Here is a 12,983-nt window from a genome sequence, read left to right on the forward strand (position 1 = left end):
CCCGGCGGGACCGGCTCGTTCAGCGCTGCCCGCCGTCGAGCCAGCGGAGCACGGTCCGGAAGAACAGCGCCGACTCCACCGGCTTGCCGATATGGTCGTTCATGCCGGCGTCGAGGCAGCGCAAACGGTCCTCGCTGAAGGCGTTGGCGGTCATCGCCACGATCGGCACCGCATGCCCCCCGGGCAGCGTGCGGATCATCCGGGTGGCATCGATGCCGTTCATGTTCGGCATCTGCATGTCCATCAGGATCAGCGCGTACCCTGTGTAACGGGCATGCTCGACCGCTTCCTCGCCGTCCGCCGCCAGATCGACCCGCAGCCCGACGCCGAGCAGCAGTTCGCGGGTGATCTCCTGGTTGATCGGCTCGTCCTCGACCAGCAGGACGCGCGCCCCCCGATGCCGAGCGAGGATGTCCGCCTCGGCGCCGCTGGCGGGAATGGCGAATGCCGCCGTGTCCGGCTCCGCCACCTGCTCGAAACGCGCGGTGAACCAGAAGGTGCTCCCGGCGCCGAGGGTGCTGCTGACCCCGATGCTGCCCCCCATCAACTCGACCAGCCGCCGGCAGATCGCCAGGCCGAGCCCGCTACCGCCGTACTGGCGCGTGGTCGAACCGTCGGCCTGCTCGAAGGCGGTGAACAGCCGGTGCTGGTCCGCCTCGGCGATGCCGATCCCGGTATCCCGCACCGCGAAGCGCAGCACGATGTGTCCATCCCGCTCCTCGCCCGGCTGGACACTGACTTCCACCGCACCCGCCGGCGTAAACTTGAGCGCGTTGCCGACCAGATTGATCAATATCTGGCCCAGGCGCATCGCGTCGCCCGACAGGGACATGTCGGCCAGCGCCGGCGGTACGTCGATGGCCAGCGACAACCCCTTTTCGGCGGCCTTTTCGCCGATCATGCTGTGCAGGTTTTCGAGAACCTCGCCGAGCCGGAAGGGCAGCTTCTCGAGGCTCAGCCGATCCGCCTCGATCTTCGAGATGTCGAGGATGTCGTTGATCACCGCCAGCAGGTGATCCGAGGCGCGCACCACCTTGCTCAGCTGGTCGCGCTGGCGCTCGTCGGTGGCGCGGCGCAGGGCCAGGTCGGTCATGCCCATGATGGCGTTCATCGGCGTCCGCAGTTCGTGGCTCATGTTGGCCAGGAAGGTCGTCTTGGCGCGGCTGGCGGCCTCCGCCAGTTCCTTGGCGACGAGCAGGTCGGCCGTCCGTTCCTCGACTTTCTGTTCCAGCTGCTGGCGGTACTGGTCGAGCTCCTCCTCGACGCGCCGGCGCTCGGTGACATCGCGGGTGATGCCGAGAATCTGGCTCGGCCGGCCCTGCGCGTCGAGAAGCACGGTCGTCGCCACCTCGGCATGGACGATGCGACCGTCCTTGCATGGCTGATCCACCTCGTCCTTGGCGAAACGGGCCGACATGTCGCCGGCCTTCAGGCGCGCCATGTTCTCGCGCATGATCAGCTCGACCCGCTGCACCGACCTGGGCGTCAGCGCCGCCGTCCACGGCTTGCCCATGATCTCCTCCGGCTTCCAGCCCCGCATGCGCTCCACCGAAGGGCTGATATAGCTGAACTGCATGGTGTGGTAGTCCATCAGCCAGATCACGTCGGTGCTGTTCTCGGCAATCAGCCGGTATTGCGACTGGCTCTGGGCGAGCGCCTTTTCGGTGATCTGCCGTTCGACGGCCAGCTTGGCCAGGCTCGCGTAATCCTGGATCTGCCCGACCTCGGCCGCGGTGGGCTTGCTCGGCTGGCGGCGGTAAACGGCAAAGGTGCCGAGCACGCGCCCATCGCGGCCGGTGAAGGGCTGCGACCAGCAGGCGCCCAGTCCGGCCCGCCCGGCCAGTTCGAGATAGGGCGCCCAATAGGGATGCGTGCCGATATTCTCGACCACCACGCGCTCGCCCCGGTAGGCCGCCGTTCCGCAGGAGCCGACGCCATCGCCGATCGCCAGCCCGTCAATGGCGGCATTGTAGAAATCGGGCAGGTTGGGTGCCGCGCCGTGCTTCAGGTGTTTTCCGCTGTCGTCGAGGAGCAGGATGGAACACAGGCAACCCGGATGCAGCTGCTCGACGCGCAGCGCCAGTTCCTTCAGGACCTCGGGCAGCGGCGCCCCCCGCGAGATCAGTTCGAGAATCTGGTTGTGGAGGAGCAGCTCCTGCGTCCGCAGGGCAAGCTGCACCTTGCTCTGCGCTTCGCGCCGGTTGACCAGGAGGACATAGAAAAGCACGCCGCCGATCAGGCAGATGATGCCCAGCGCGACACCCAGATAGCCGTAGTACCGGCGAACGTCGATCTCGCTCGCCCCGTCGTAGAGGAAGCCGCTCAGCGAAAAATTCGACGGCAGCATGCCGATCTCGGCATAGGTATCGGCGATGTGCCGCCATCGGCCGGCATTCATGTAGCCGGGCGAAACCAGGTCGGTGGCGAGCAGCGTCACCATGCGCCCGGCTTCGAAACGCAGGAACTCGCGCTCGGTGTGCGGCGCGTACTTGCCGATGATCAGGTCGATCGCTTCCTCCGGATGCGCCATGGCGTACTCCCAGCCGCGCATGCTCGCCTCCCGGAAGGCCCTGGTCCGCGCGCTCGCCTGATGCAGCTCGCGCTCGGAGGTGAACAGGTTGTCGCCGTAGAAATCGATCCCCGCCGAGCGCGGCGTGTAGCTGACATAGGCGAAGTCGGCCATGTTCAGCGGATACGGCTCGCTGGTCGTATAGGCCGACATGGCATCGGTTTTGCCGTCGATCAGATCGCGGACGTCGAAGGAATGGGGCAGCAGCTTGATCCGCTCGACCGGCACGCCCTCGCGCCGAAGGTAGGCGAGCAGTTCCTCGGCATGCGGCTCGAGCATGATGCGCTTGTCGGCAACCGCATGCACGGTATGCAGCGCGCTTTCCTGGCGAACGATCAGCACCTGCGGCGAATGCTGGAAAATCACCCCGAGCACCACGACCGGCTTGCCGGCCTTGCGCTCCAGGATCAGGCTGCTCGTTCCGACGCCGTAGGTGGCGCGGCCGGAAATCACCTCCGCCACCACATCCATGCCCGGCACGGCCTCGCGAAACTCGACCTCCAGCCCGGCCGCCCGGTAATAGCCCAGCTCCTTGGCCATGTAGTAACCGGCGAACTGGAAGGCATGCCGCCACTTGAGCTGCAGGCTCACCTTTTCGGCGACCGGCGCCGTCGCCGCCCCCACCGGAACGGCCAGCAACAACAGGAAAAACAGGCGCAGCCAGAAACGCATCATTTTAATCAGCGAAGTCATATTTTACAAATATATCAAAAATTGGAAATTAATTCCACCCTGCCTTGCCACCTCCCCGGGCATCGGCAAGCGGACGCCATCGCCGCGCCCACCCTGAGATCCTTGCCCGGTGTGCCATTGGCATGGCGTAGAATCCCGCCATGCGTATCCTGCTAGTCGAAGACGATCCCGAACTGGGCGACGGCCTGAGCATCGGCCTGCGCCAGGCCGGCTTTGCGGTGGACTGGCTGCGCGACGGCGACGCCGCCGACCTGGCCTTGCTGGGCGAGCCTTTCGATTTCGTCGTCCTCGATCTCGGCCTGCCCCGCCTGTCCGGCATGGAAGTCCTGAAGCGCGCCCGCGGCCGGGGCCTGACCATGCCCATCCTCATCCTGACCGCACGGGACGCCACCGGCGACAAGGTTTCCGGCCTCGACGCCGGGGCCGACGACTACCTGGTCAAGCCGATCGACCTCGACGAGCTGACGGCCCGCATCCGCGCCCTGACGCGCCGCTCGGCAGGCCGCGCCGCGCCCCTGCTGATCCATGGCGACCTGGCCATCGACCCCGCCGCGCATCAGGTCACGCTCGACGGGCGCCCGGTGGAACTCTCCGGTCGGGAATTCTCGCTGCTGCAGTTGCTGCTTGAAAACGCCGGCCGCGTGCTGACCCGCACGCAGCTCGAACAGTCGCTCTACGGCTGGGGCGACGAACCCGACAGCAATGCCCTTGAAGTGCACATTCACCACCTGCGCAGGAAACTGGGCAGCGACCTGATCCGCACCCTGCGCGGCGTCGGCTATACCATCCCGAAATGACCACCGCCTGGTTTTCCCTGCGTCGCCGCCTGCTCGGCCTGCTCCTGGGCGGCGTCTCGGCCGCCTGGCTGGCGACCATGGCCTTCAGCTATATCGATGCCCACCATGAAGTCGACGAACTGTTCGACGCGCAGCTCTCCCAGGCGGCCCAGACGCTGCTCGCACTGGCCAGCCACGATGCCGGCAAGGGTGTCGAGGATCTCGGCGCGGCCGGCCACAAATACCAGCGCCGGCTGCGCTTCCAGATCTGGCGCGCCGACGGCAAGCTGGCGATCCGCTCCAACAACGCCCCCGAAACCCCGCTGACCCAGGCCGGCGGTTTCTCCGAAATGCGGGACGACGATGGCCACTGGCGTCACTACAGCCAGTGGAACGATGGCCGCAGCCTGCAGGTCCAGGTCAGCGAGGACCACCGGATACGCGACGAACTGATCGGCCATATCGCCTGGCGGCTCCTCTTTCCCGCCCTTTTCGGGCTGCCGCTGATCGGCATCTGGGTCTGGCTGGCCACCCGTCACGGCTTGTCCTCCCTGCACGGCGTCGCCCGCCAGATCGCCAGCCGCGACCCCCAGCAACTGCAGGCCATCAATCCGAAGGCGGCTCCCGAGGAAATCCGCCCGCTGATCGAGGCGCTGAACGGCCTGTTCCAGCGCGTCGAGCAGAACCTCGAAGCGGAGCGCCGCTTCACGGCCGACGCCGCCCACGAACTGCGCACCCCGCTCGCCGCCCTCCAGGCCCAGTTGCAGGTCGCCCAGCGCGCCCGGGACGGCGAGGAGCACGACCGCTCCCTGCAGCAATTGCAAAGCGGCCTGAGCCGTGCCGCCCACCTGGTCGACCAGATGCTGCTGCTCGCCCGCCTCGACCCCGAATCCGGCCTGCCCGACCCGCAGGCCGTCGATCTGGCGGCGCTGGCCGAATCGGTATGCGCCGACCTCGGGCCGCAGATCCTCGCCCGCAACATCGATTTCGATTTCGCCTCGGTCGACGACGCCATCCTCACCGGGCAAGCCGAATGGTTGCGCGTGCTGATCCGCAACCTGGTCGACAACGCCGTGCGCTACACCCCGCCAGGCGGCCGGGTGGCGGTGCGCATCAGCCGCGACGACGAGCGGCTCAGCCTTTCGGTGTGCGACAGCGGCCCCGGCATTCCGGCACCGGAACGAAACGCCGTGCTCCGCCGCTTTCACCGCCTGGAGCAGGCCGGACAGCCGGGAAGCGGCCTCGGTCTGGCGATCGTGGCGCGCATCGCGGAACTGCACGGCGCACGATTGTGGCTGGACAGTTCACCTATGACCAAAGGCCTAAATATCGGAGTACAATTTGCCACACGCTGCGCTGCATCATGATAACGGCATGGCAAATAGAGGCCGGTTGCAAATAAACCGGTCCGCAAAAACGCACAGGCACTCACCCCATGAATACTGCACAATCGCTGACGCCCCCCCCGACCACTTCGAGTGATTGCCCGGAGGGTACGCGGCGGATCATCGACGGTCGCGAACGCGTGATGTACGACGGCTACTGGATCAAGACCTACCCGGTTCCCGCCGATACCCTGGAAGCCAAGAAAAAGCTGATCGACGCCCTGACCCGGCGCCTGTTCAACCATACCGAACACGGTCTGAACATTCCCGGCACCCGCCTCAACGAAGCGCGCGAAAGCTACGAGACCGAAACCGACGCGGCCCGCAAGCGCGTCAAGGGCGCCATGCTGGCCGGCGCGCTGTTCAACCGTGCAGCCGACATCTTCCGCAAGCTGGTCGAACTGCAGGCCTGCGGCATCGAAATCCTCAGCGACAACCCGCTGATGCGCGAATGCGGAAAATGCCTGCTCGACGCCATGGAACTGGGGCGTTGCGTGCTGCACCGCAGCGGCGAGGAAGGCATTGACGAACTGTGGGGCGAACCCTTCCGCGCCTTCTCCATCCCGCTCGAGGATTTCTACGAAAGCCGCTACATCAAGATCGGCCAGGTCCTGCGCGACATCGACAAGATTTCCCGGGTGATGATCGATTCCTTCAGCGGCATTCCGGCCTTTGCCGACATCGCCGCCCCGGTGCTCGACCTGGCGACGGCTGCCAAGATCAAGACCGAAACCCTGCGTACCGACAGCGAGATCTTCGACGTCTGGGCGCGCATGGTCACCGCCGGCGAGCGCCTGACCGACATCGACTGGCACCATCGCTCCGCCGACGACGACTCGCCGCAGACCTACAACCTGTCCGACGGCCTGCAACTGATCCGCCAGGGCCGCGACCTGATTTTCTACATCTCGCGCGCCCGCACGGCGATGCCGAAAAGCACGCGCGAATACATCGAACGCTGCCGCGACTACCTGGCAACCGGCCGCGCGCCGGTCGTCAACTGCCCGCTTCCGGTCTGAACGCCGACACTATCGACAAATCCGGCCAAAGTGCCAGATTCGATGGCGCACGCCCCTTGCTCGCCGGCACCGCCCGGCCTGGCCGCAACGCGCCTTTCCCCACCCGACAAGGGTTTCCCCGCCCCCCGACCGAACCGGCCGAGGGCCCCGGATGCCTCGCCGCGCCCCTTAATGCATAAACATTTTTTGCACATTTAGGGTTTGTGCAGTTCTATAATAAGTGCTCAATAATAAACCGGGTGCAGCGTTGCCTTGCACGCGCCACCATAGATCCGAGGGGTTCATCATGAGTATTTCCAAGCGCCTGTTTCTGCTGATGGCGACAGCCGTCGTCGCGCTGACCCTGGTTGCCGGATTCGGCTACCTGCAAATGAAGAAGGTCTACGACGCCGCCAACGAAGGCAACATCAACGTCGTGCCCAGCCTGCTCATCCTTGGCGATGCGCGGAAAACCTTCCTGCTGCTGCGTCTCCGCGCCTATCGCACGGTCACTGCCAGCGACCCCCAAAAACGCGACGAAGCGATAAAGTCGCTCGAAGAAGCCCGCACCGGCATCCAGAATGACCTGAAAGCCTACGAACCCTTGATTTCGGACGCCGAGGACCGGCGCCTGCTCGACGAGGTCAAGAAAGGTTTTGCCGACTATGGCCAGACACTCGCCCCGATCATCGAACTTGCCCGCCAAGGGCGGAGCGACGAAGCCCTGAAGAGCCTGGAAGGCGTCACCGCGCAGGCCCGGGGCCTGCAAAAATCGCTCGACGAGCACATGCAGTACAACAAGAAGCTCAGCGACAAATCAACCGCCGATGCGGCAGCCACCATGACCTCGGCCACCTGGACGGCCGCCATCGCCTCGCTGGTCGCCATCGTCGCCGTCGGCATTCTCGGCCTGCAGATCCGCAGCGGCCTGATGGCCCGCCTGAACGAAGCCAACCGCATGGCGGCCGGCATCGCTTCCGGCGATCTGTCCACCCGCAATACGCCGAGCCAGATCGGCAACGACGAGGCCGGGCAACTGATCCAGGCCATGGAAAAGATGCGCCAGGACCTGGCCGGCGTGGTCGGCCAGATCGCCGCCAGCAGCGATCGCCTGGCCCACTCGGCGAGCGAACTGTCCACCACCGCGCAGCAGGTTTCCAGCAGCACGCAAAACCAGTCGAGCTCGACCGCCGCCTCCGCCGCGGCGCTGGAACAGCTGACCGTCAGCATCGACCATGTCGGCGAAAGCGCCGTCGATGCCAGCCAGCGTGCCGACGAAGCCGGCAGCCTGGCCATCGAGAGCGGCAAGGGCGTCGACACGGCTGCAGCCCAGATCCACCAGGTGGCCGACAGCATCGACCAGACCGCCCGGCAGATCCAGTTGCTGTCCGAACACGTGCATCAGATCGGCAACATCACCACCGTCATCCGCGACGTGGCCGACCAGACCAACCTGCTCGCCCTCAACGCCGCCATCGAGGCCGCCCGCGCCGGCGAACAGGGGCGCGGCTTCGCCGTCGTCGCCGACGAGGTGCGCAAGCTGGCCGAACGGACGACCCTGTCGGTGCAGGAAATCAGCAGCGTCATCAGCACCATCCAGAACAGCGTGGCGACGACGGTCGACAGCATGCAATCCAACTGCCAGCTGGTGGCCGGCGTGGTCACCTCGGCCCAGCAGGCCAGCGGTTCCATGCACGGCATCCGCGAGGCGACCGAAACGGTGCGCGACGCGATTGCCGGCATTTCCGAAGCCATGCGCGAGCAGCGCAGCGCATCGACCGAACTGTCGCGCAATGTCGAAGGCATCGCCCAGATGTCCGAGGAAAACACGGCGGCGGTCGCTTCCGTCGCCAGCACCGCGAATACCCTGGTCGGCGTCTCCGGCGAACTGAAGTCCGCCGTCGCCCGCTTCAGGCTGTAACCGCCCCCTGCATCGGGCGCGGCGACGAGGCCGGAGAGCGATCTCCGGCCTTTTTCATGCGCCCCTACGGGATGAAAGGCAGGACCAGGTCGGCGGTGCGCCCCACCCCGCTGCACATGCGGTCGCATACCGCGCAAAAGGTCTGCACGGCGCGGCTTTCATGGCGGTGGGCATGTCGTACCCGGTAGAAATGACGGCGCAGGTCCAGCTCGGGGGTGCGGATTTCGACCAGGCTGCCGCGGCGAAACGCCTCGCGCAGCGCCAGCCGCGACAGGCAGCCGATGCCGAGGTTGGACTCGACCGCCCGCTTGATCGCCTCGGTATGCTCCAGTTCCAGGCGCAGGTTATAGCGCCCGAGCAGCGGCGCCACGCCGCGGTCGAACTGGCGACGCGTACCCGAACCCTGTTCGCGCAGTATCCAGGCCTGCCCGGCCAAGGTAGCGGCGTCGGCCACGCCCGCCGCCGCCAGCGGATGCGCCGGCCCGCAGAAGACCACCAGCTCGTCTTCCAGCCAGGGCTCGACGAGCAAATCGGGATGGCTGACCTCGCCCTCGATCAGGCCGATGTCGCAATCGAAGCGCAGCAGCCGCTCGACGATGGTCTGCGTATTCGCCACCTGCAGGCTGACCGGCGCCTCCGGGTGCTGCTGCATGTAGTCGGCGATGACCAGCGTGCCGAGATAGTTGCCGATGGTCAGCGTCGCCCCCACCGTCAGCGGCGCCAGGATGCCGCCCCCCAGGCAGGATTCGATTTCCCGGGCCTGGTCGAGCAACTGCTCGGCCATCGGCAGCAAGGCGCGGCCGGAGGCGTTGAGGTGCAGCGACTTGCCGATGCGATCGAAGAGCGGGCAATCGAATTGCCGCTCCAGCTCGACCAGCGCATTGCTGGCCGCCGACTGCGACATGAACAGGCGCTCGGCGGCGCGCGACACGTTTTGTTCGCGGGCGATGGCCGAGAAGATTTCGATCTGGCGCAGGGTGAATTTCATATCGATTTTTCAAATAAGCAATACACAAATTATCCGCTTATATGAATCAATAACAAGGCTACACTGCGCCGGTCATCCACCTCGCAGCGATTGCCGAACCATGAGCGCCTTCAACACCGAAACCGTCCTCTCCGTCCATCACTGGAACGACAACCTGTTCAGCTTCCGCACCACGCGCGACCAGGCCCTGCGTTTCACCAACGGGCAATTCGTGATGATCGGCCTGGAGGTCGAGGGACGGCCGCTGATGCGCGCCTACAGCGTGGCCAGCGCCAACTACGAGGAACATCTCGAGTTCTTCAGCATCAAGGTCCAGGACGGCCCGCTGACCTCGCGCCTGCAGCACCTCAAGGCGGGCGACTCGCTGCTCGTCAGCCGCAAGCCGACCGGCACGCTGGTCCTGCGCGACCTCAAGCCGGGCAAGCGCCTCTTCCTGTTCGCCACCGGCACCGGCCTCGCCCCCTTCATGAGCCTGATCCACGATCCGGAGACCTACGAGCGCTTCGAAAAGGTCATCCTCATCCACGGCGTGCGATGGACCAACGAACTGGCCTACCACGACTACATCGAGGAAGACCTCAAGGACCACGAATACCTCGGCGAAGACATCCGCGACAAGCTGATCTACTACCCGACGGTGACCCGCGAAGCCTTCCGCAACGAAGGCCGCCAGACCGACCTGATCAACTCCGGCAAGCTGTTCGAGGACATCGGCCAGCCGCCGCTCGACCCGGCCACCGACCGCGCCATGATCTGCGGCAGCCCGGCCATGCTCAAGGAAATCTCGGCCATGCTCGACGGCTACGGCTTCAAGATTTCCGGGCATATCGGCGAAGCCGGCGACTACGTGATCGAGCGCGCCTTCGTCGAGCAATAAGCGGCGCCTTCCGGGGCCAGCGCCCCGGGCCGCGCCATGCCGCTCCGGCAACGCGGAATTTTGATCTGGCTCACCGGCCGGCGCTTGCCGGCTGCGTATAATCGCCGGCTTATGAAGCCTGCTTCGCTCCGCGACCACATCGTCCGCGCCGCTGCGGAATATCCGGACCGCCCCGCGCTGATCGCGGGCGACCGGGAATGGTCGTTCGCCGACCTCGCCGCCCTCGCCATCGGGTGCGCGCCAACCGACAGCGCCCCCCTCGCCCGCAGCGGCAGCAGCCTGGAACTGGCGCTCGACGCCTACCGCTGCAGCGCCGAACGGCGCGCCTTCTTCCCCCTGCCGCCGGAGCGCCCGGCGCCCTCGCTCGCCGCCTGCCCGCCCGACACCGCCCTGATCATCTCGACCAGCGGCAGCGAAGGCACGCCGCGCGCCGTGCTGCTCGGCGCCGCCCAGCTCGATGCCGCTGCGGCGGCCGCCAACGCCTGCCTGGGCCTGCGCGCCGGCGACCTGTGGCTAAACTGCCTGCCGCTCTATCACGTCGGCGGCCAGAGCATCCTGTGGCGCTGCGCGCGCGCCGGCGCCGGCGTTCTGCTGCACGCCGGCTTCGTCGCCGAGGCCGTCGGGCGCGACCTGGACGACCGGCCGGTGACGCATCTCTCCCTGGTGCCGGCCATGCTCGCCCGCCTGCTCGACCTCGGCATCGCCCCGCCGGCCTCGCTGCGCGCCGTGCTGATCGGCGGCGCGGCGCTCTCCGGCGCGCTCCACGACCGCGCATCGGCCGCCGGCTGGCCGCTCCACGTCAGCTACGGCATGAGCGAGACGGCGGCCCAGGTCGCCACCTTCCGGCCCGGCGACGGCGACTGGCACGAAGGCATGGTCGGCCGCGCCATGCCCGGCCACGACCTCCGCATCGGCGACGACGGCCGCATCCGCATACGCGGGCCGCAAGTGATGACCGGCTACCTCGACGGCGGCGGATGCGACCCCGACGGCTGGCTGACCACCGGCGACCTCGGCCGGATCGACGACGCCGGGCGCCTGACCGTGCTCGGCCGGGCCGATGACATGCTGGTCAGCGCCGGCCGCAACGTCCATCCGCAGGAAATCGAATCCTGTCTCGCCGCCTGCCCGGGCGTCGACGACATCGCCGTCACCGGCCTGCCGGACCCGGTCTGGGGCGACCTCGTCGTCGCGCTGTTCGTCGGCAGCATCGACGACGCTGCCCTGATCGCCCACGCCCGGCGGCACCTTCCGTCCGCTGCCGTACCCCGCCGGGTGCGCCGCCTCGAACGCCTGCCGCGCAACGCCGCCGGCAAGCTGGAACGGGCCGCGCTGCGCCAGCTGGCCGACGGAGCGGCGGCGTGATCCACGCCCTGCTCCGCCACCTCGCCGCGCCCGAAACCGCCCGCCGGATGGGCGAACTGGCGGCCGGCGCCCCGGCCTCGGCGCCGCTCAGCCTGCGCCTCGAACTCCCCGCCGTGGCCACCGACTGGCTGCACCTGCTGCCCGCCGGCCAGCCCTGGTGGTATCGCGCCCGCCCGGCGCACGGCGAATTCCGCCTCGGCATCGGCCATGCCCTGCACGTCGCGAGCGCCGGAAGCAACCGCTTTGCCGCGCTGGACAGCGCTTTCGCCGGATTCTGCCGGAACTGGCGGCGCACCGGCCCGGCCCTGGCCTTCGCCGGCTTCGCCTTCGCCGACGACAACGCCGCGCCGCTCCCCAACGCCGTGGTCGCCATTCCGGCCATCCTGCTCGAATGCATCGCCGGGCGCTGCTCGGTCACCCTCAGCGCGCCGGCGGGAAACGTCGGCCAGGCGCTGGCGATGTGGCCGTCCTGGCTGGCCGGCGCGCCCGGCCTGCGGACGGCCGCCCCCCGCCCGGCGCGCCCCGACCCGCTGGCCGAACAAGCCTGGATGGCCCGCGTCGTCGCCGCCCTGCGCGATATCGCCGGCGGCCGGATGGACAAGGTCGTGCTCACCCGCTGCCGGCAGGTCGAAGGCAGCGCCCCCTTCTCGCCCTCCGACATCCTGGCCGCGCTCAACGGCCAGCAGCCCGGGAGCACCGTTTACGCCCACGGCAACGGGCAGCACACCTTCCTCGGCGCCACGCCGGAGCGCCTGGTCCGCAAGCTCGGCCGGCAGATCCACGTCGACGCCCTAGCCGGCACCGCCTGGCCCGGCTCGCCGGCCCTCGCCGACGACAAGAACCGCCATGAGCAATCGCTGGTCGTCCGTGCCGTGGTCGATGCGCTGACGCCGTGGTGCGACGCGCCGCCGCTGATCGGGCGGCCCGACGAATACCCGGCGGGACGCCTGCGCCACTGGCGCAGCCGCATTTCGGCCAGCGCCCGAGCGGGCAGCACCTTGTTCGACCTGGTGCGCGCCCTGCACCCGACCCCCGCCGTCGGCGGCTTCCCCGGCGAGGCCGCCCGCCGCTGGCTGGCCGCCCACGATGAACGGCGCCACGGCTGGTACAGCGGCGGCATCGGCCTGCTGACGCCCGAGGGCGACGGCGAGTTCTCGGTCGCCTTGCGTTCGGCGCTGATCGAGGGCCGGCAAGCCACGCTGCAGGCCGGCGCCGGCATCGTCGCCGGCTCCAATCCCGAACAGGAACTGGCCGAAACCGAAGCCAAGCTGGGCACCCTGCTCGCCGCCCTCGAGAGTGCCCCGCCGGCGTGCGCCCAAGGCAGCCGCAGCGCCTGAACGGCGATCCAGCGTCGCGCTGTCACATTGCGGAAAGATGCCGCCTCTACCATGGCCGGCAGAACTCTCTCTGC

9 protein-coding genes are annotated in these 12,983 nt (G+C 67.7%); 7 read left to right on the forward strand and 2 right to left on the reverse strand.

What is annotated here, in order from left to right; all coding sequences use genetic code 11:
• Positions 1-19: 19 nt before the first annotated feature.
• The gene (locus Q0P59_RS00700; RefSeq protein WP_295002416.1) at positions 20-3,244 is read right to left on the reverse strand and encodes an ABC transporter substrate-binding protein; all 3,225 of its coding nucleotides are present in this window, start codon (positions 3,242-3,244) and stop codon (positions 20-22) included.
• A 158-nt stretch (positions 3,245-3,402) separates the two neighbouring features.
• Here Q0P59_RS00700 and Q0P59_RS00705 point away from each other — a divergent pair, with 158 nt between their 5' ends.
• The 4 genes from Q0P59_RS00705 (at position 3,403) to Q0P59_RS00720 (ending at position 8,342) form a co-directional block, all read left to right on the forward strand.
• On the forward strand, positions 3,403-4,059 hold the full coding sequence (locus Q0P59_RS00705) for a response regulator transcription factor (RefSeq protein ID WP_295002417.1): 657 nt from the start codon (positions 3,403-3,405) through the stop codon (positions 4,057-4,059).
• A complete protein-coding gene (locus Q0P59_RS00710; RefSeq protein ID WP_295002418.1) occupies positions 4,056-5,405 on the forward strand; it encodes an ATP-binding protein in 1,350 nt (449 codons plus the stop codon). The genes Q0P59_RS00705 and Q0P59_RS00710 overlap by 4 nt, the downstream gene beginning before the upstream one ends.
• Before the next feature lie 68 nt (positions 5,406-5,473).
• On the forward strand, positions 5,474-6,442 hold the full coding sequence (locus Q0P59_RS00715) for a hypothetical protein (protein WP_295002419.1): 969 nt from the start codon (positions 5,474-5,476) through the stop codon (positions 6,440-6,442).
• Positions 6,443-6,728: 286 nt separating this feature from the next.
• On the forward strand, positions 6,729-8,342 hold the full coding sequence (locus tag Q0P59_RS00720; RefSeq protein WP_295002420.1) for a methyl-accepting chemotaxis protein: 1,614 nt from the start codon (positions 6,729-6,731) through the stop codon (positions 8,340-8,342).
• 64 nt (positions 8,343-8,406) lie between these two features.
• Here Q0P59_RS00720 and Q0P59_RS00725 read toward each other — a convergent pair whose 3' ends face one another.
• Positions 8,407-9,330, reverse strand: a complete 924-nt coding sequence (locus tag Q0P59_RS00725) for a LysR family transcriptional regulator (RefSeq protein WP_295002421.1) — start codon at positions 9,328-9,330, stop codon at positions 8,407-8,409.
• A 100-nt stretch (positions 9,331-9,430) separates the two neighbouring features.
• Between Q0P59_RS00725 and Q0P59_RS00730 the strand changes: the two genes are divergently transcribed.
• The 3 genes from Q0P59_RS00730 (at position 9,431) to Q0P59_RS00740 (ending at position 12,909) form a co-directional block, all read left to right on the forward strand.
• Positions 9,431-10,207: a ferredoxin--NADP reductase gene (locus Q0P59_RS00730; protein ID WP_295002422.1), complete on the forward strand. Its 777-nt coding sequence runs from the start codon at positions 9,431-9,433 to the stop codon at positions 10,205-10,207.
• Positions 10,208-10,318: 111 nt separating this feature from the next.
• On the forward strand, positions 10,319-11,572 hold the full coding sequence (locus Q0P59_RS00735; RefSeq protein WP_295002424.1) for an AMP-binding protein: 1,254 nt from the start codon (positions 10,319-10,321) through the stop codon (positions 11,570-11,572).
• The gene (locus tag Q0P59_RS00740) at positions 11,569-12,909 is read left to right on the forward strand and encodes an isochorismate synthase (protein WP_295002426.1); all 1,341 of its coding nucleotides are present in this window, start codon (positions 11,569-11,571) and stop codon (positions 12,907-12,909) included. The genes Q0P59_RS00735 and Q0P59_RS00740 overlap by 4 nt, the downstream gene beginning before the upstream one ends.
• Positions 12,910-12,983: the final 74 nt, after the last annotated feature.

The sequence above is a fragment of the uncultured Dechloromonas sp. genome, assembly GCF_945957265.1.
Lineage (GTDB): Bacteria > Pseudomonadota > Gammaproteobacteria > Burkholderiales > Rhodocyclaceae > Azonexus.

What these genes read in the sequence shown, in the direction of transcription:
- Q0P59_RS00715 (WP_295002419.1), top strand. Translation starts at nt 5,474, where the DNA reads ATGAATACTGCACAATCGCTGACGCCCCCCCCGACCACTTCGAGTGAT.
- Q0P59_RS00730 (WP_295002422.1), top strand. Translation starts at nt 9,431, where the DNA reads ATGAGCGCCTTCAACACCGAAACCGTCCTCTCCGTCCATCACTGGAAC.
- Q0P59_RS00725 (WP_295002421.1), bottom strand. Translation starts at nt 9,330, where the DNA reads ATGAAATTCACCCTGCGCCAGATCGAAATCTTCTCGGCCATCGCCCGC.
- Q0P59_RS00720 (WP_295002420.1), top strand. Translation starts at nt 6,729, where the DNA reads ATGAGTATTTCCAAGCGCCTGTTTCTGCTGATGGCGACAGCCGTCGTC.
- Q0P59_RS00705 (WP_295002417.1), top strand. Translation starts at nt 3,403, where the DNA reads ATGCGTATCCTGCTAGTCGAAGACGATCCCGAACTGGGCGACGGCCTG.
- Q0P59_RS00735 (WP_295002424.1), top strand. Translation starts at nt 10,319, where the DNA reads ATGAAGCCTGCTTCGCTCCGCGACCACATCGTCCGCGCCGCTGCGGAA.
- Q0P59_RS00700 (WP_295002416.1), bottom strand. Translation starts at nt 3,244, where the DNA reads ATGATGCGTTTCTGGCTGCGCCTGTTTTTCCTGTTGTTGCTGGCCGTT.
- Q0P59_RS00710 (WP_295002418.1), top strand. Translation starts at nt 4,056, where the DNA reads ATGACCACCGCCTGGTTTTCCCTGCGTCGCCGCCTGCTCGGCCTGCTC.